This is a genomic window from Bartonella sp. SD1336NMGDW (genome assembly GCF_042193565.1).
In the GTDB taxonomy this organism is placed as follows: domain Bacteria; phylum Pseudomonadota; class Alphaproteobacteria; order Rhizobiales; family Rhizobiaceae; genus Bartonella; species Bartonella grahamii.
Window position 1 is genome coordinate 82,401 of sequence record NZ_JBHILW010000005.1, and the last position, 19,659, is coordinate 102,059.

Here is a 19,659-nt window from a genome sequence, read left to right on the forward strand (position 1 = left end):
CTTAAAACTATGAAGAAACCGCTTTATAGCGGTCAAGCAATGCAGTCACAATATCTGATGAACAAAGGCTATTGGATGATTTAACCATAAGCAGATCCCCAGAAGAAATTTCTGCTAAAAGGAGAGATAAAATTTTCTCAATATTTTCAGCATAATGAACCTTAACACCAGCAGACAAATCACTGACTAAAGATTTCATCGCCTCACCAAATAGAAAAACCGGATTAGCACCGGAAAGACGTATTGGCTTTATTAAATCACGATGAAGCTTTTCACTATACTCCCCTAACTCTAGCATATCTCCTAAAATAGCAATTCGCCGCCCCTCTTCTCCGACTGGTCCTGTAGCAAGAAGCTCAAGCGCAGCACGCATAGAAGCAGGATTTGCATTATAGCTTTCATCAATGAGATAAAATTCACCCCCATTTGATAAAGACAGTCGATAACGAACACCTCGCCCCTTTTGAGAAGAAAAATGGCGAAAAGAAAGAAGAACAGGCTCTAACTCAACTCCCATAGCATCACAAGCAGCAATAACCCCTAAACTATTTTGCACAATATGGCGTCCGGGAGCACCAATTTGAACCTCCCTATCCCGCTCCCTAATACGTACAATCATAGAAGAATGATCAGTTAGAAGACGTATATCTCGCGCTTGATAATCAGCATTTTTGCTCTCACCAAAGCTTAAGATATTCTTTACACCGCATTTCTTTGCTTCTTGAACGAGATAAGAAAAAAAATCACTATCCGCATTTAAAATGGCAATGCCTTTCTCATCTAATCCTTCAAAAATTTCAGCTTTTGCCTTTGCTATTTCTTCAAGATTTTTGAAAAAACCCATATGTCCTGCACAAATATGCGTAATGAGAGCAACATGCGGACAAACCAGTTTGACTAGAGGGCGAATTTCATCTCTATGATTCATGCCAATTTCAAAGATACCATAATCACTCTCTATAGGCATCCGCGCTAAAGTGAGTGGAACCCCCCAGCAATTGTTTAAAGAAGCAAGATTCGCATGAACGTTCCCAGTCGTTGCAAGTGCTTGTTTCAAAGCTTCTTTTGTCGTTGTTTTTCCCACCGATCCTGTTATCGCGATAATCTTAGCTCTTGAACGTTTGCGTGCAGCTTGTGCAAGTTTTTCTAAGGCTTGCAAAACATCAGGAACAACAATAAGTGGGGCCGATATTTTTTTCATATCCCTCAAACGGTGTTCCGCAACGATAAGAACGCCTGCACCTCGTTCATAAGCTTGCGCAGCAAAATCATGACCATCAAGATGATGCCCTTTAATGCAGAAAAAAATATCACCTTCCGCAAGAGTACGACTATCAATGGAAACCCCAGAAAAAGTTTCTGGCATGCTTCCCATTACAACACCATTAATTGCAGCAACAAGTGCTTGCTTATCCCATAAAGCTGTCATTTCTTTCGGTCCTCTAGAGCTTCTATCGCTTTCAAACGATCTGAAAAAGGATACGTTGTCTGCCCTATAATTTGGCCATCCTCATGACCTTTTCCCGCAATGATGAGTGTATCACCAGCTTTCAAAAGCTCCACCGCGTAAGAAATAGCCTCACCACGATCTGCTATCTCTATTGCTGTTGGCACTGCCTGTAAAATATCCTTGCGTATTTTTTCTGGCATTTCTGTGCGAGGATTATCATCGGTTACAATAACAATATCCGCTTTATCCGCCGCAATTTTTCCCATCAAAGGTCTTTTTCCTTGATCACGATCTCCTCCACAACCAAAAACAACAATTAAACGCCCTTGCGTAAAGGGACGAACAGAAAGCAAAACCTGCTCCAAAGCTTCTGGTTTATGAGCATAATCAATATAAACAGGCGCATTATTTTCTGTCTTTCCGACAAATTCTAACCGCCCAGGCGCCCCCTGCAAAGTTTCAAGCGCAGAAAAAACCTTACGAGGTGAAACACCCGTTGCAATTGCTAACCCCGCTGCCATAAGCGCATTGGCTACCTGAAAATCTCCAGCCAAAGGCAAATCAAATGTATAAATATTATTTTCCACACGACACTCAATACACTGTTTTGAGCGTTGATGTTCAACACGATTAATCGTGATAAATTGCCCCTTACGACCAATTGTCAAGACACGGCGGCGCGCTTGTGTAACAACATCAATAACCTTTTGTGAATAGACATCATCAGCAAAAATCAAAGCGGGAGCAGATACAGGCAAAAGTGTATCAAACAACTTCATTTTAGCCCGCAAATAATCCTCTACCCCCGTGTGATAATCCATGTGATCTCGCCCTAAATTGGTAAAGGCACCAGCCGTTAAACGAACTCCATCAAGTCGTCCTTGATCAAGCCCATGCGAAGATGCTTCAAGGGCTGCATGCGTCACACCTTCATGAGAAATTTCACAAAGAAGACGGTGCAAGGCAACCGGATCAGGTGTTGTGAGAGAACCATAAACATTCCGTTTAGGAGAAACAACACCAACCGTTCCTATACTCGCAGCACAAAATCCAACATGAGTCCAAATTTGCCGAATAAAAGAAACAACAGATGTTTTACCACTTGTACCAGTCACAGCAACGACCGTTTCAGGCTGAGAACCGTAAAAACGTGCAGCTGCCAACGCTAAACTATGACGAACATTAGAAACACGTAAAATGGGAACAGATAAATCCTCAAGAACAGCATGACAATCTGTAACAATTGCTCGTGCGCCACGCTTTATCGCATCATCTATATAGTGCCTTCCATCACTTTTTTTTCCTTGAACAGCGACAAAAACATAGCCTGGCAAGACTTGTCGAGAATCTGCACTGATTCCTGTTATTTCCATTGAAGAAAGATTCTGATCTTCAAGACATTCTGTAAAAACTGTTCCAAACAACATAACGCTGCACCTTTGTATTCATTTTACCGTTGTTTAACGAAACTTGAATTACTCTTTTTACTTAAAAGAGGCTCATATTCTTTTTTAAAATCGGATTTTACACCAAGAAAACTAGCTGTGCGACGAACAATATTAGCAAGCATTGGTCCAGCATTCATCCCCGCTGTTGCTGAACGCTGTCCCTCTGCAGGCTTTGGTTCATCAATAATTGTTAAAACAACGTAAACAGGATCATCAATAGGAAAAGCAGCAAGAAAACTATTGAAATTTTTTGTTTTAGAATATTTTCCATTTTCAACTTTTTCAGCTGTTCCTGTCTTACCACCTACACGATAACCTTCGACTTTTGCATTACGTCCAGAACCAATATCACTATTTAATTTATAAAGGTAACGCATATTTTGACTTGTTTTAGCCTGCAAAACCCGTTTTGCATGGTGCAACGTTTGTCCTTTTGTACGTTTTAAAAATGTCGGAGCGATTAACCAACCACCATTCATTAAAGCAGCAGCCCCAACAGCTGTTTGCAAAGGTGTTGTTGCCATACCATGCCCAAAAGAAATCGTCATAGAATGGATATCCTTCCAATGATGAGGCACAATAGGATGGGCAACTTCAGGCAATTCTGTTGTCAATCGATCCAGTAAACCAAGTCGTTTCAAAAAATTACGATGTCCATCAATCCCCACCGCCAATGCCTCTTTAGCAGAACCAATATTGGAGGAATAAATAAAAACCTCCCATAACGTTAAGGGACGATTTTTCCCATGAAAATCATGAATAGTATACCCACTACTTGCTTTTATTGGCTTTGAAGCATCAATAATACTGTTTAAATGAAAAATATCGGAATCAAGAGCCATAGCAGTTGTAAAACTTTTAATGATTGATCCCATTTCAAAAGCTCCTGCCGTCATCCGATTGAGACGATCACTTTTTAAAGCTTCAATAGGATTTCCAGGATCAAAATCTGGTAGTGATGCCAAAGCCAAAACTTCCCCCGTATGTATATTTAAAATAATAGCTCCTGCAGCAATTGCCCTATAACGCTTCATAGCCTGAATAAGTTCATCATGAACAATTGCCTGAACACGCACATCAATCGAAAGCTGAACTTGTTTTAATGATTCTTCCATAGCAAGACCAGCGGCACGCAAAGCACTCAACCCCGCATCATCAATATATTTTTCCATACCTGCAATGCCCTGATTATCAACATTCACCATACCGAGAATATGGGAAGTTACAGGTCCATCAGGATAAAAACGACGAATTTCAGTCCGAAAACCAATTCCTGGTATACCAAGAGCCATAATTTTCGTCTTCTGCATTGGTGTTAACCCACGCTGTATCCAAGAAAAACCAGATTTTCTTTTTAAGCGCTTATAGGTTTCCTGCCAATTAAGATCAGGCAAAACTGTTGAGAGCAATTCAATTGTTTCATCCACATCAATAATACGTCGTGGCTCAGCAAAAAGTGAATAAGTTTTAATATCTGTTGCCAATAAACGACCATTACGATCAACAATATCAGGCCGTGCCATCAATTGAAGAACTCCTGGCCCCTTTGCTTCTTCAATCTGTCCACCTTCCAACCCATAAGAAATAAGGCAAGCCCCCATGATGCCATATAAAATTAAAAAGCAGAACAACGAAAAAAGCAAACGTGGACGACTAGAATAGGGACGACGAACAGAAACATTATGATTATTCAACGAATTCTTTAAGCGCTTTTTCTTCTGTGAGAATAAAAAAGTCGATTTCATTACTGCGCGCCTTTTTGGACAACATCATTTATCTGAGAAGCCCGATTATTTGTCAAAATATCCTGATTATCTTCCAAGATATTTTGTTTAATCACTTCTTCAATTTGATCATGTACCCGTACCGGAATATCTTTAAACGCCACGATTTGACGCGGCTGTATAACCTCTAACTCAAGTTCTTTTTGATAACGTTTTGCAAGTTTTTGCATGCGCGAAGGCCTTATCATCACAGCCCACTCAGCACGAAGCAAACTTACCGTATTTTTTGCTGCAGCAATTTCATGCTCAAGATGACGAACTTCGTTCATTCGTTTTTGAACATCATATTTTACTTTATAAGTAAGACCTGCCATACAAATCATAATCATCACTAAGATCATATCAAATGTACGAAAAACTGTCATTTCTTGCCGCCTTCAAAACTGGCAATCTCTGCTAAACCAAATAATTTCATATCTGCTGCAAGAGCCTCTGCTTTAGTTCGTACACCAACACGCAACCGCGCAGAACGTGAACGAGGATTTTGCTGTAACTCCTCTTCACTTGCAGTTATCCCCCCTTTAAACAAAGGAAAAAATGTTGCTGGAGGCGTTTTTATTTCAGGAAGATAGCGTGATCTCATACACTCTCCTGAACGAAAAGAAAAAAATCTTTTGACCATACGATCTTCAAGAGAATGAAAACTGACAACCCCCAAACGACCACCCGGTTTCAAAATGCGTTCAGCAGCAAATAAGCCACGTGCAAGTTCACCAATTTCATCATTAACATAAATGCGAAGAGCCTGAAATACACGTGTTGCAGGATGAATGCGATCTCCTGGCTTACGTCCTATCAACGCTTCGATAGCATACGCCAAATCACCTGTACGCAAAAAAGGCTGAACAACACGACGCTTTTCAATCATCCGTGCAATTCGCCCCGCATAGCGCTCTTCTCCTAATATCTTAAAGATACGTGCCAAATCCCTTGCTTTTAAGTGATTTACAACATCGCCAGCAGTAAAACCAGTCTGAGCCATTCGCATATCTAATGGACCATCTTTTTGAAAAGAAAATCCCCTTTCAGCTTCATCAAGCTGCATTGAAGAGACACCAATATCCAAAATAACGGCGTCTACCTTCTCTTCAACAACGCGATCCAACTGTGAAAATTCCATTTGCACCAAACGAAGTCGTGGAAAAAATTCTTCAACAAGCGATTGTCCCGCACTAATAGCATGAGGATCACGATCAAGAGCGATCACCTCCGCCCCTGCCTTTAACAAAGCGCGCGTGTAACCACCAGCACCAAAGGTGCCATCAATCACTTTTGCTCCAACCAATGGCATAAGCCCAGCCAAAACTGGCTGCAACAACACTGGGATATGGCGTTCAGCTCTTTGATCCTGCTTTATCAAAATAATCCGTCTTGAAGTTATGCTGTCTCAAATCAACAGCTCTCTCATAGCAACTGATTTTAGAGTAACCTAGCCTTCAACTTTCATATTAATCACAATGAACGAAAAAACTAAAGTTATCCCAAGACAGATCCTAACGCATTATACTTAAAGAAATGTTATAATTTTTTAAAATACTCTTTGCTCAAGTGTCCATTTCAAACACATAGAATCCATAAAAGACCATATATAATTGATCTTATAAAATATCGCGTATCATCATGAAATATCAGTCGGCCTATAAGCCGGGTTCTGTAGAGTAAAGCTTACACTTTACATGGCAACCATTCATCTGGGACGGATGTTACCATCCGCCTCGTGCAACCTACCCGAATGACTCGCCCGGAAATCGGCTGCAAATTAAATTTTGCACGTCATTTCTATTTGGTCTTGCTCCCGGTGGGGTTTACCTTGCCACATTCATTACTGAATGCGCGGTGGGCTCTTACTCCACCCTTTCACCCTTACCTATAAAAATAGGCGGTTTACTTTCTGTGGCACTTTCCCTAGGGTCACCCCCGCCGGGTGTTACCCGGCACCGTCTTTCCATGGAGCCCGGACTTTCCTCACTTGCCGCATTTCAGCATTAGACAAGCGCGGCTGCCCAGCCGACTGACGCATTAATTTATAAAACATTTTCTGCTCCGTGAAAATAGCATCTTAAAATATTTTATAGCAAACCTGTCTAAAAAGATGTTTTTATTTTAATGAAGCCAGATAAGTTTTCACTTTTGCGCAATATTTCGCCGAAATGGAATTCATTTTTTTTGCAGCATGACCTGCGTTATATTTAAGGATTGTACCACACGTACTTCCACCACTGAGTTTATACGCCCGTGCCAAATAACGCATACCATATTCAAGATTGGTCGCAGGATCGTACAAATCCTGTACAGAACCACTAAAGCCCAACCCTCGTGCCGTAGAGGGTTTAATTTGCATCAAACCTATTTCGCCAGCAGCCCCCTTTATACCTGCCTTATAATTACTTTCGACTTTTACAACAGCATGTGCTAAATTAACGGGAACATTATATTTATTCGCAAGTTTCTGAATAAGAAACTCATAAGGACGATCAGGAATCTTAGAAGCAACAATCGCTGAGGCTTCTCCTGATTCCGCAACATTTAAGACACTATGAGTCCAACTTACATCAAATACAAAAAATACAGCACACGCTGTATTTAACAAGATTTTCAAAAATTGCATTTTCTTTCTCTTCACTCAAACATTCTCAAATTCTAGCTGCAAATAATTTGCAAACGTATTGTACAAAAAAAGAAAGCAAAAGAACGGCTTGAAAAAGGAAAGAGTAAGACAATTTCAAGATAAAATTCTGCAACAAAAGAAAATATCTTTATGCACAAATTATAGATTTATCTATATCATAAAATAAAAAAAATAAAGAGACTATGATTAATCTTATAGCGTATTAAATAAAATGATATAATATACAAATTTCTACTATCACTATTGTATCACTTAATTTTTATATTAAAAAAATAGCATCTTAAAGAGAGACAAGAACATCTTTTTACCGAAGATTCTCAATATCAAAAAAGTTTCACAAAAAATATAAACTGTTATCAACACTTCTCTCTGGTTAATAAACACCCACAGCACTCTTTATGTCCGATAAAACCCCAACAAATCATAAAACAAGTCCCCGCTCCCATCATTGCGCATAAAAAATTCATAAATATACTAAAACTATCATACTCTTTACCAATTCAAAATATTGCAACAGACTTTTAGCTCTTAAGATGCCACAAAGAAGCTTTTTACTTCTTCTTTTGAAAGAGCTTTTATCCACACAAGCCTCTCACTTGTAGTGCACAAGAAACTAATTTTGATTTTTTCACCATGAATAAATTTAAAACGAGAGAATTTTACAATTCTTAAGATTCTCACTCAATATGAAAATGACAAATTATCATTATAAAACAATATGCTAAAAAAGCTATATCCGTCTTTGTCTCTACAACAAAGCTTAACAATTACTTTTGTCTGTTTTTTGAAAAATGTTAGGAAACTCAATACCCCCAAAGCCTTTTAAATAAAAATAAACCCTCATCTTCATTCAAATATTTTTTTCTTTGTCACAGACAATCACCTTATCAGCCTTGCACCTCATTTTCAGAAATCATACAAGTGAATAAATATTCTAAAATCCGTAGAACAAAGGAATCTTAAATCCTTTTAAAATTTTCTATTTTCTCATATCAAATAAAAAAATAACCGGCATATAAAACGCGATTAACGTGTTTTATTATAGCCAATACTGCTTTTGCTTTTGTTATTGTCGCGATTGATAATACAATTAACTCGACCAATACCCTTGACAGACTTTCTTTCACTCCTGTAATGATTGCATCATTATCGTTATACTTTGATTGCTTACCTTTTGAGTAAGATAAATTTTGCTAATTATCCTACAAATTGATTATCTCCTCGCACTTTTCAAAAATTCATGAAAAGCTCTTGCTGCTTAAAATAAAACCCAAAAGCGCGATTAAAAAAACAGCTAAAAATAAGCATTAGCAATGGAAGGACGAGAAATCGCTTTTGAGAGAGCCATAGCAACAGTTTCACCAGATTTTTGAGCCTGCTCACGACTCTGACCACTTTTAGCAGCAAGCGCAATTACATCACGACGCAGCTGCGCAATAAACAACTCTTGCTGTTGAGGGTCCATCTTAGAAAGATGCTTGATAATATCTGGAAAAGATACGGACAATCTCTCTAACAACTCCTCCTCTGTTACATCAAGATTCTGAGAAGAAAAAGAAGGGCGACCGGAAAAAAACTGATAAACAGTACCGCTTTGAGAAGCAAAAAAGACAGCGCCAAAAATAAAAAATACGAATAAAATAAAAATAATACGACGCGAAAAAGATTCCATTATCTCTTACCTAAAGATCACAGAACACAAACATAGATTCCTTTTATGATTCTCTTTATAGCATTCAACAATGCCTAAATAAAGAAAAATCAAATTATTGAAAATGAATACGCCAACACTATCCGCCCAACAAGACCTGCCCCTCTGTGTATTCAGGCACCATAGGCGAAACTAATAACAGACCTTACAATTCCCCCTAATAACACCTTACAACACCCCCTAAGCAATTATAAAAAGCCTGACTGAGGAAATCCTCAGTCAGGCCAGACAATCTAGGGGATCCACGCGGGGGGGGGGGAGGAGGTTCCCCGATCGTCCTCTCACATCAACCACTAAGATAGCCGATGCAATATTCTTGCTATGGAATAAAATTCTTTAAACGACAAGGAATTCTTATCATCTTCTACGCAAAAGAACATAAAAGAGTTATAAATTGTTTAAAAATGTTTAAATTTAGGCAAAAAAAGTTCACAATGACCCAATTTGAAGCAATTTTATTTCAAGAATCATCAATTAGAATCTACGATCATTATAACTTTTAAATAGTTTCTTTCATAACTCCGATGACCATAATTAAAAAACCGTAATTTCTACGTATCCACCTTATAAAAATCAAACTATGTAAAAGTAGAATCACTTTTCCAACAGCAATCACCACAAAAAGAAAAACGTAGATTTTTAAAATCTTACACAAATAACCGTAAAAAATGAAAAACATCTTCTTGCAAGAAAACAATAAATTTAGAGAAATAAAATCTTATCTATCTTCATAAAAAACTCTGTAAATGATTATTAAAATATTGTCGCATCTCTCATGTAACAATCAATGAAGAATTTAAACAGCTTAATTTTATGAAAAAATGAGAACTCTGAAGGTATTTGTTTCGAATCACGTGCTATAATCATTCCAAATAACGATAAACTATTTTACAATAACCAACAGGCTCTAACGCATTTTAACATAACAAACCGAGATCAATGCAGACAGTTTCTCTTAATCTCTATCATTTAAATGATTCCGTAAAATAATACACACAGTAGTTTCTACACTCAAAAATTGTTATAGTCTGTTCTTCTAACGTAAATAATGCATTGATTTACAATCATAACGCATCATTTTACAACTTACATGAGAGATCTCAAGAACGTAAGATCCCTTATTTTAAATCTTCGTCCATTGAATCAATGAATAGCCATACTATGGCACATCACAAACAAGAAAAAGCATATGGATAAAAAACATAAAAGCCCAAAAATAAAAACCTATTGCCGTCTTTACCATCCCTTTCATTTGCCTTTACGAATTTCAAACATGCTCATAACGCTGTGTTTTAAATAATGAAAATCATGCATTGTCTTACCCTTTTACCCCTTCGTCTTTTTAGAGCATCTTTTTGCACCACTCACTAAAAATTCCAAGGTACTTCTTATCTAAGCACCTGTTTTAAAGAGACATCGTAAGATCTATTGGGTACCACCATTTTTGACATTTATGAAGGTATGAGCCATCACTATATTATATTGTGCGCTATTACATCATATCGCCGCCGCTCTCATATTTAGAAATATGTATTTCCTTTTACAAACGCTATTATTTAGATAAATATCTTCTCTTGTAACAAACAAACAGACTCTTTTGGATTCTGAAACAGGAAATTTGAAATGAAAAAATATTCCTATATTCGAGCCTCTCATTGAAATCTAAAAAATCAATATATTGGCTAATAAAACAAATATGATATCAAGACACCTTAAATAACGATCCTCATAGGCTTATCTCTATAGAAGGTGCTTTCATTACACAGTACACAGCCACCAAGCCCCTGTAAAACACCAATACTCTCATATAAAAACATAATACAAATGTAAAAAACAATAGATTATCAATGATTGAATAAAGTTTTATCTCTACGCTATTCCTTAAGAAAAATCAGAGAATAAAGCAGGTCAACAAACGCGATTTATGCAAAATCGACTTGTTTATCTTTGATATCGTCAACTAATAAACGCGGATCACGAGCAAGCCAAAGCGTAACCATACCCTTCTCACTGTTTTCATTTTGTATAGGAGTAAGACAAACCGTTTGTTCTAGAACAAGTCCCGTATTTTTAAGCCATTGTTCTATTTGTAAAGCCGAAAATCCAAAACGCGTATGTGCTTGATCAGAATATGAAGACTCAATTTTATGATAACCAAAATCCACAATCAATAAACGTCCATGAGGACGCAAAACACTTGATATCTCATGAAGAAACATTTCAGGATTTTCAAGAAAATGTAAAACCCAATGAAGAATAACTAAATCAAAAGTTGTATCTCCAACAGACAAGTGAAAAACATTGCTATCAAGCACAACTTCAACCGCATGCGTATAAAGATTAGAAAACAATTTTAAGACAGAGTCTCCACCTATTCCAATATTCAGCATCGTTTGAAACGGTTTATCGCCAATGATTTCAAGTAAAGCGTTTTCCACACCATGATCTGCCATATAGGATGACCGTAATACATCCCATTGCAACGTATTTTGTAAAAAATGCTTCTTCCTCGTTTTTTGACGCTGCTTTTTAACATCCTTCAAACGTTCTAAATCATGCGCTAACAACATATCATGCTTTGGTAAAGCCGAAAGAACACCCATCACAATGTCTTTACCCAAAAAATCATGACAAAGCTTAAAATAAAGGCTATCTCCCTTCTGATAACGCTCAATCAATCGTGCTTCGTACAACAAACGTAAATATCGTGATATACACGCTTGCGACTGATCAAGAATAAAAATAAAATCAGGAATTGTTAAATCTTCATGACGCAAGAGCGTAAGAACACGTAAATGGTTTATTTCTGCGACCGCTTTTAGCAGCACAATCATTGCATCTAAACTTGCACTTTTTTTCATAATTATCCCTTAAACATTCTTATAAACATTTGTTTACAGAAAAAAAAGTCAAGCATAAAACGCATATTCTCATCTATTTTGTTCTCTCTATTTTATTATACTATAAAAAAATAGGCTACTGTAAAAAACGAACAGATCTCATCTCTCTGCTTCTCGTTATAATGATAATGCATTGATTTATAATAACAATTAATCATTTTCAACTTGAATAAAACATCGGAATACCGTAAATTTTCCTCATTTCAAATCGATTCATGATAAATCAATCCAAATTATTCTCTTACAGCTCATAAACAGAGGAGACATATGGATAAAAATACTTTTTATAGTCATCTCAAAACAAGAACTGCGTACCATTGAGAAAAAATAAATAACATGATGGTGCCAGCTTGCATTTTTATTAAGTAAAGATGACAATGCTCAATGACCAGAGCATTTGTAGAAATAGTACTATACTCTTCATCCACTCCTTTTCATTGCAATTTTACAAGCAATAACCGGTTATATATCATGAGTAGAATAACCCTATTTAGGTCATAATTTCATAAAGTGTCTCTTACTCTTTTCAATGAATAAAAACTTACACAGAGTACACACGCACTTTATTTATGAAATAAAAAACGCAATAAAACACACTATTATTCCAACAAAGTTGAGATAAGATAAAAAATTCTAGCGTGTAAGAGGTTTATAATTTGCATGCTTAGGATTAAGAGATTCCGCCCCAAGACGACGAACTTTATCAGCCTCATATTCAGCAAAATTACCTTCAAACCATTCTACATGACCATCACCTTCAAAGGCTAAAATATGTGTTGCCAATCGATCAAGAAACATACGATCATGCGATATGATAACTGCACAACCAGCAAAATTTTCCAATGCATCTTCCAATGCACCCAATGTTTCAGTATCAAGATCATTTGTCGGTTCATCAAGAAGAAGCACATTCCCCCCCTCTTTTAGAAGTTTCGCCAAATGTACGCGATTGCGCTGGCCTCCTGATAAATTTGCCACCTTCTGCTGTTGATCTGCCCCCTTGAAATTAAAAGCCCCGCAATAAGCGCGACTATTCATCTCATATTTGCCTAATTTAATAATGTCATTTCCACCAGAAATTTCCTCCCAAACAGTTTTATTCCCCACCAAGGAATCGCGACTCTGATCCACATAACTCATGTGAACTGTTTCACCGATACGTATTTGACCTGAATCGGGCTGTTCCTGTCCCGTCAACATTTTAAACAAGGTCGACTTTCCCATACCATTGGCCCCAATAACGCCGACAATACCACCAGCAGGAAGTTTAAAAGAAAGAGAATCAATCAATACACGCTCACCATAAGCTTTAGAGAGATTATCAACTTCAATAACAACCTGTCCTAATCTTTCTCCAATAGGGATAATGATTTGCGCCTCTCCAGGACGGCGCTCACGTGCTGCTTGAACCAACTCATCATAAGCCTTAATCCGAGCTTTTGACTTTGCTTGTCGCCCTTTTGGACTAGAAGCGATCCATTCTTGCTCACGTGATAAAGCACGTTGACGCGCTGCCTCTTCACGGCCTTCTTGAGCCAAACGCTTAGCTTTAGCCCCCAAATAAGCAGAATAGTTCCCCTCATAAGGAATACCTCTCCCACGATCTAACTCTAAAATCCAACCCGTTACATTGTCGAGAAAATAACGATCATGGGTTATCAAAAGCACAGCCCCAGGATATTCACGTAGATGCCTTTCAAGCCAAGCCGTCGTTTCAGCATCTAAATGGTTTGTCGGTTCATCCAAAAGTAACAAATCAGGTTTTGACAAAAGCAATTTACAAAGTGCAACACGCCGCTTCTCACCACCCGAAAGTTTTGTTACATCCCCATCGGCTGGCGGACAACCAAGAGCAGCCATAGCCATTTCCACTTGACTTTCTAAATCCCAAAGATTCTGACTGTCAATAATGTCCTGAAGCCGTGCACTTTCATCAGCCGTTTCCTCGCTATAATTCATCATCAATTCGTTATAACGCTCAAGAATTTCTTGTTTATCTGCAACACCTTCCATCACATTGCCACGCACATCTTTGCTCGCATCAAGCAAAGGTTCTTGTGGTAGATAGCCACAGCGTGCTCCTTCAGAAATCCATGCTTCTCCCGTATATTCCTTATCTAGCCCAGCCATAATACGTAAAATAGTTGACTTCCCTGCACCATTCGGCCCTAAAATACCGATCTTCGCATCTGGATAAAAAGACAAATGAATATTTTCTAGAACTTTTTTATTGCCGTAAGACTTGTTAAGCCCAGCCATATGATAGATAAATTGACGTGCCATAAATTTCTCTTTATATTGTGCGATATTAAAGATTAGGATTTTGAAAAAACTGCTTTTGCTTTTTGAAACTGTACAGTAAATAGCACTTACATCGTATCAAAAGCTTTCCGCTTTATATTGGTACATTTTTTCTAATCTCACAAGCCCCAGTATGGTCCTGAATGCAAAAAAACATCCCCCAAAAAAGCAAAAAGCAAATCTTTTTAGCTGTACCTGAAACCTGTTATCAAACATTGCCTCTCTTTTCCATACCAGATATAACATTGTATTTTTATCGTATTAAACCAACTTATCAATGTAATATGGTACCAAAAAGAAAAGCAATTCTCTATGCACCTTCTTTTTTCGCTTTATGGGCTTTATATTACGCAGTAAAAAATCCTTCTCTTTTTTCATCGATTTTTTGCTACGGGAAACAATGGTCTTCACCCCTTGCCTTGATATGGCTTAAATTACGTTTACAAAACGATCGCCGCCTTATGGGATCTGACGTCCCAAGCCCAATGATCATGAAAGCTTTGCATCAACACGTAGCAAAAAATGAATACAGTGCACTTCCCATTGGTACGTGGTTACAATTCGTAAAAAACTATAAAACCAATTGTAAAAACTTATCCATCCCCCTCTTTTGGCTTGATAATTATAAAAATAATATCAATATCCAACACATCATTTCAAAACTTCAAGACGACATATAGCTTTTTTAAAATACGATAAAAGCTCATCTCATATAGGAATATATTAATGGAAAAAAAAGCCTTAATCGTCATTGATGTTCAAAATGACTTCTTACTAGGTGGAGCACTTGCCGTACCACAAGGTGATGCTATTTTACCCGCCATCAATAATCTCATAAATCATTTTGACCACGTTATCTTAACCCAAGACTGGCACCCAAAAAACCATTGCAGCTTTGCTTCCTGCTATCCTGAAAAAAAGCCCTATGATACCATCATTCTTGACTACGGTCCTCAAATACTTTGGCCTGATCATTGCATACAAGGAACACAAGGAGCAGAATTTCATCCATCTCTTAGAGTGGAAAAGGCACAACTTATCCTTAGAAAAGGCTATAATCAAAAAATGGATAGCTATTCTGCTTTTCTTGAAAATGATCAAAAAACACCAACAGGTTTACAAGTTTATCTCAAAGAACATGGTTTTACCAAGCTCATTATGTGTGGCTTAGCAACTGATTTTTGTGTCGGATTTTCTGCTCTTCACGCTATACAATGCGGTTTTAAAGTCAGTGTTTCATTAAATGCCTGTGCTGGTATTGATGTAAACGGATCACTAAACACTATGCTTAAAACTATGAACGAAGCTGGTATAGAACTTTTAATGGTCTCTTAAAATATTCTTCTCTAATCTACTATTATAATATACTGATTTATAAAGGATAAATTATTTTTCACATATTTAAGTGAAAGTCTAGAATATCGTAAATTCTCTGATTTCAAACCTGTTTCAAAACCATTCTCTTACACGTTACAAAGAGAATCAATGTATGAATAAAAATCATTCAAAAAAACAGTAAAAATGCTTCTTATGAACCATTAAATGCAAGAACTTATCATAATATTGAAAGCTGGTAAAAAGTATAGCATCAGCTTTCTGTCTTATATTTAGGTCAAAAAGTACCCTAAAGATTTTACACTATTCCCTTCATGAGTAGTATCATGCAATGGACTCAACTTTAAAATAAAAACACAAATAAGCAATAAAATAGTATTTTATTTTGCATAAAAGACCTCTTTCTATTCAAAGATATGTGATAAACAAAAGCCTGAGAAAAGAAGAAATCTCCATTACTTAGACACAACATGTTTATCCAATTGACGATGCTTAAAACGAATCGAAGAATATAATGCCATTCCAATAATACAGACTCCCACAAGTCCTGTTAAAACTTCAGGAACCGATATAATCGTTTGCAGATACATAATCACTGCAAGAACTAAAATTGCATAAAAAGCACCATGCTCTAAATAACGATAATGCAATAATGTTCCTGATTCAACCAGCATAATTGTCATAGAACGAACATAAAATGCACCGATACCAAGACCTATCGCAATAATAAAAAGGTTATGTGAAAAGGCAAAAGCACCAACCACGCCATCGAAAGAAAAACTAGCATCAAGAACTTCTAAATAAAGAAACGCCCCTATTCCCCCGTGAGTTACTGTTGTTAAAGTCTTTTGAGGGGTATCCAAGAGATGACCGACAACTTCAACACCGATAAAGGTCAAAAGTCCATAAAGGGCTGCCAATAAAAAAGTCATTTTATCTTCTGTGTCAATCTGCCCTGAAACAAACAAGATCAAAATCAAAACAATTGCAATATCAATCCCAACAAGCGCCCCAAACTTTTGAGCAGGTCTCTCTATAACATTAAGCCAATGTACCTCTTTTTCAGAATCAAAAAAATATTTTAAGCCAACCATCATAAGGAAAGTGCCTCCAAAAGCAGCAATCCCCATATGCGCATCGATTAAAACTTCAGCATATCGATGTGGTTCCCATATCGCTAATTTTACTGCCGCAATTGGATTAATCCCAACAGCAACGACAACCACCAATAATGGAAAAACAATTCGCATCCCAAATACAGCTATCAAAATGCCCCATATAAGAAAACGACGACGCCACAACGGATCCATTCTACTAAGAACACGCGCATTGATAATAGAATTATCAAACGATAAAGAAATTTCCAAAACTCCTAAAACAAAGCAAATAAAAAAATATTTAAGAAAACCAGTAATACTTTCCGTTTCAAACCAACCAATAACCCCTCCTAAAAAGACACCAATAATCGTGAAAAAAAAAGCAAACCCAAAATAGCGTAATAGGGCCATGATCATTCCTCAAAGTTTATTTTCTAATTCATCTAAAGCACACCCAGTACAAATCCAAAGTTTGAATCTCTTTAAAGTTGCATCTATTAATGCAGAGGTGTATAGAATATATATGGTAAAGTTACATGAAAATTCTCTCAAAAAAAGCAAGAGACAAATGTAGAAAACAGAGAATTTTGTTTTGAAATGAATATCAATTGTCAATACAGTAAGCGAAATATTTCTTTCTATCCACGAAAAATAAAAAAATAAAAAGAAATTAAAGCTATAAATATTGACATTATATCATAGAATATTAATACATAGTGTGCTTTTATTATTTAATGATTTATACCATGATGATTTACTGAGGGAGATAATTCGTGGCACGTCCTGAAACTGAATCAAAAACCATATTTGGAAAACGTTTGCGTTATGTACGTCTTGCTTTAGGCGATCCATCACGTGAAACCTTAGCTAAAAATTTTAGCATGACAAAAAATTCTATTGCTTTTTATGAGCGTGGGGAGAGAGAACCCAATCTTAGTGTTTTACAAACATACCGCACGTTATATGGTGTCAATATTAATTGGCTCTTAACTGGACAAGGAAAAATGTTTGACACCGAATATACAAAAGGTGATTTTGACTGGAATTATTTTATTAAAAAAATCGAAGGACTGGAAGAAACACTTGCCAATGGTGAGCGTAACGAAAAACTAAATAAAGAGAAAATCGACAGCTCTTATGAAAAATTGCAGCAATATTTGTCAAGACAAGGTTTATCTAATGGCCTTAACCCTAAAACTACAACCTCTCTGATCGACATGAAAGCTAAAATGGCCAATTCTTATACTCTTAGCTTATTCATTGATTTACTCATTCGAAGCGTATCCCAAAAAGAGGTTATCGCTAATCAATAAACATCTATTTTAAAAGAAAAAACAAGAAATGATTAAGCTCTACCAGTATGGAGAAAAATATTTTTCACTTTATCCATGCTGGTAAGATTTTGTATAATTTATAAAATTTGTTTCTATAACGACAATAAAAATATTTCCATTGTAAATAAAAGTATAATGTCTTTAAATTAAAAAAATAATTTTTAGTATAAAATTTTCATTCATATCTTATTGACAAGAAATTTTTTCTTGTTAAAAGAATAATAGCTCTCATAGAAATTATTTTTTAAGGTCAGAAAATTTAAGGGAAATATATTGACGACTTCCTATAGAGACATACATTAATGTTCAAAAAGGGATTAGTTAAATATTTATCCTGAAAATTATCAGCTATTTTATGAGGTGGAAGCATGTATTTTGAGGTGTTTCAAGGAGTTCACAATCAATGGTACTGGCGTTTAATCTCAGGAGATGCACAAAAAATTGCTTTTTCTAGTAAAGGTTATCCAACAAAACAAGATATCCTAATCAATATTGAACAAATCAAAGAAATTACACATAAGGCTCTTATTAGAGAACTACAGTTCTAACGTTCTTTACCATTAGAACAAGCGTTTATTTTATATAATGGTATGTGAGTTACTTTTGTGACAAATAAAAAGTGATTGTTTTTCCCTCAGTGGGATGAATCTTTTGTGTTATTTCTAACACTCATAAATAACAGTCAAATTCTTGCATATTACTATATGTTTGTTTTCAATCATACTTAACTCTCTGTAGCACTTATAAAAAAGAAACTCTTTTAAGTCTTTTATTTTTTATAAAAATAAACGCACATGAAAAGAAAATGAATCATCAACGATGAAATACAATTACTCTACCAAATATTAATATCTTTTACCTTTATATTCCTCTTCTGTATCTGATAATCATAACTGACTTACCCATTTCATCTTCATAAAAAGCAAATATCTCTTTCTTTCTATTATCATGCAATTTTTTAGACATATTAGCTGAAACTATCGTCGCATTTATATCTTATATCTAAAAGGAACGTGCAAAATTGTTTCAAGCATAATGGATTGTATAGACGCGCTTTTTAATAACCAGCATACCTATAAACTGGTTTATCATCATAAACTCTTATTTTATAATCAAAGACGCTCTGTCTTATAAACTTAAATGTTTTCATAAAATCAGAGTAAACTTGAATATTCTCTTTCAATACAATCCCTCCATCAGCATCATAATTGGCTTCATTAAAGTTTATCTCTCTCGTCATTCCAATCTTCCTAACACATTTCCAAGCCCTTTAATGCAAAATATAAATACAATCACTCTTTATCATCTTCAGATTTAAGCATTTTTTGATATTTCTTTTCATTTTTTTCATATTGTTTAATTTGTTTTTTCAGTTTTTCAATTGCTTGGTCACGTCTTTTAATCACCATACTTTGCTCTCTAATAGCTCTATCTCGTTCTTCAGTCATCTTCATAGAATCTCTTAAAAACTCATGCTTTATTCTTCTAGATTCCTCTTTTAAAATTTTCACTTGACTGCGATAATATAAAGAAAACCGAAATATAACCCCACTGCACAACAAAACAACAACCATTGCTCCCAATAAAATTTCGTTTACGCTCATTTGGATCTCCCTTAATTGTCGCTCAAGTGATCATCTTGACCAATTTGTTTCATCCTCAATCAAAAA

General features: G+C 36.1%; 16 protein-coding genes and 1 other RNA gene. 4 read left to right on the forward strand and 13 right to left on the reverse strand.

Annotation, left to right across the window (positions count from 1 at the left end; genetic code table 11):
• Positions 1–7: 7 nt before the first annotated feature.
• The 10 genes from murF to ettA all read right to left on the reverse strand — a co-directional run bounded on the left by murF (position 8) and on the right by ettA (position 14,205).
• A complete protein-coding gene (gene murF, locus ACFIKH_RS04435) occupies positions 8–1,429 on the reverse strand; it encodes a UDP-N-acetylmuramoyl-tripeptide--D-alanyl-D-alanine ligase (protein WP_375651869.1) in 1,422 nt (473 codons plus the stop codon).
• Positions 1,426–2,877 (reverse strand): UDP-N-acetylmuramoyl-L-alanyl-D-glutamate--2,6-diaminopimelate ligase, encoded by a 1,452-nt coding sequence (locus ACFIKH_RS04440; RefSeq protein WP_375651870.1) that lies wholly within the window; start codon positions 2,875–2,877, stop codon positions 1,426–1,428. Before ACFIKH_RS04440 ends, murF begins: the two co-directional genes overlap by 4 nt.
• 23 nt (positions 2,878–2,900) lie before the next feature.
• Positions 2,901–4,643, reverse strand: a complete 1,743-nt coding sequence (locus ACFIKH_RS04445) for a peptidoglycan D,D-transpeptidase FtsI family protein (RefSeq protein WP_375651871.1) — start codon at positions 4,641–4,643, stop codon at positions 2,901–2,903.
• Positions 4,643–5,047: a hypothetical protein gene (locus tag ACFIKH_RS04450; protein ID WP_375626139.1), complete on the reverse strand. Its 405-nt coding sequence runs from the start codon at positions 5,045–5,047 to the stop codon at positions 4,643–4,645. The genes ACFIKH_RS04445 and ACFIKH_RS04450 overlap by 1 nt, the downstream gene beginning before the upstream one ends.
• On the reverse strand, positions 5,044–6,042 hold the full coding sequence (gene rsmH, locus ACFIKH_RS04455; RefSeq protein ID WP_375651872.1) for a 16S rRNA (cytosine(1402)-N(4))-methyltransferase RsmH: 999 nt from the start codon (positions 6,040–6,042) through the stop codon (positions 5,044–5,046). The genes ACFIKH_RS04450 and rsmH overlap by 4 nt, the downstream gene beginning before the upstream one ends.
• 264 nt (positions 6,043–6,306) lie before the next feature.
• Positions 6,307–6,697, reverse strand: an RNA gene (gene rnpB / locus ACFIKH_RS04460) — RNase P RNA component class A.
• Between the two features lie 83 nt (positions 6,698–6,780).
• Positions 6,781–7,290 (reverse strand): lytic transglycosylase domain-containing protein, encoded by a 510-nt coding sequence (locus tag ACFIKH_RS04465; RefSeq protein WP_375626143.1) that lies wholly within the window; start codon positions 7,288–7,290, stop codon positions 6,781–6,783.
• A gap of 1,315 nt (positions 7,291–8,605) precedes the next feature.
• A complete protein-coding gene (locus ACFIKH_RS04470) occupies positions 8,606–8,983 on the reverse strand; it encodes a hypothetical protein (protein ID WP_375651874.1) in 378 nt (125 codons plus the stop codon).
• Between the two features lie 1,961 nt (positions 8,984–10,944).
• Positions 10,945–11,883: an ArsR/SmtB family transcription factor gene (locus ACFIKH_RS04475; protein ID WP_375627052.1), complete on the reverse strand. Its 939-nt coding sequence runs from the start codon at positions 11,881–11,883 to the stop codon at positions 10,945–10,947.
• A 672-nt stretch (positions 11,884–12,555) separates the two neighbouring features.
• On the reverse strand, positions 12,556–14,205 hold the full coding sequence (gene ettA / locus ACFIKH_RS04480) for an energy-dependent translational throttle protein EttA (RefSeq protein ID WP_375636151.1): 1,650 nt from the start codon (positions 14,203–14,205) through the stop codon (positions 12,556–12,558).
• A 161-nt stretch (positions 14,206–14,366) separates the two neighbouring features.
• On the opposite strand from ettA, the gene ACFIKH_RS04485 reads away from it, so the two are divergent.
• Complete coding sequence (locus ACFIKH_RS04485; RefSeq protein ID WP_375653815.1) at positions 14,367–14,903, forward strand: hypothetical protein; 537 nt, start codon at positions 14,367–14,369, stop codon at positions 14,901–14,903.
• A gap of 46 nt (positions 14,904–14,949) precedes the next feature.
• The gene (pncA, locus tag ACFIKH_RS04490) at positions 14,950–15,558 is read left to right on the forward strand and encodes a bifunctional nicotinamidase/pyrazinamidase (protein ID WP_375627046.1); all 609 of its coding nucleotides are present in this window, start codon (positions 14,950–14,952) and stop codon (positions 15,556–15,558) included.
• Between the two features lie 455 nt (positions 15,559–16,013).
• Here the strand turns inward: pncA and ACFIKH_RS04495 are convergent, their stop codons facing one another.
• Entirely contained in the window at positions 16,014–17,066 is a 1,053-nt protein-coding gene (locus ACFIKH_RS04495; protein WP_375671074.1) for a DUF475 domain-containing protein, read from the reverse strand.
• 362 nt (positions 17,067–17,428) lie between these two features.
• Here ACFIKH_RS04495 and ACFIKH_RS04500 point away from each other — a divergent pair, with 362 nt between their 5' ends.
• Positions 17,429–17,968: a helix-turn-helix domain-containing protein gene (locus tag ACFIKH_RS04500; protein ID WP_375626155.1), complete on the forward strand. Its 540-nt coding sequence runs from the start codon at positions 17,429–17,431 to the stop codon at positions 17,966–17,968.
• A 389-nt stretch (positions 17,969–18,357) separates the two neighbouring features.
• Positions 18,358–18,537: a YegP family protein gene (locus tag ACFIKH_RS04505; RefSeq protein WP_375626157.1), complete on the forward strand. Its 180-nt coding sequence runs from the start codon at positions 18,358–18,360 to the stop codon at positions 18,535–18,537.
• A gap of 509 nt (positions 18,538–19,046) precedes the next feature.
• Here ACFIKH_RS04505 and ACFIKH_RS04510 read toward each other — a convergent pair.
• Positions 19,047–19,229, reverse strand: coding sequence for a hypothetical protein (locus tag ACFIKH_RS04510; protein WP_375626159.1), 183 nt, complete (start codon positions 19,227–19,229; stop codon positions 19,047–19,049).
• Positions 19,230–19,281: 52 nt separating this feature from the next.
• Complete coding sequence (locus ACFIKH_RS04515; protein ID WP_375626160.1) at positions 19,282–19,593, reverse strand: hypothetical protein; 312 nt, start codon at positions 19,591–19,593, stop codon at positions 19,282–19,284.
• Positions 19,594–19,659 lie beyond the last annotated feature (66 nt).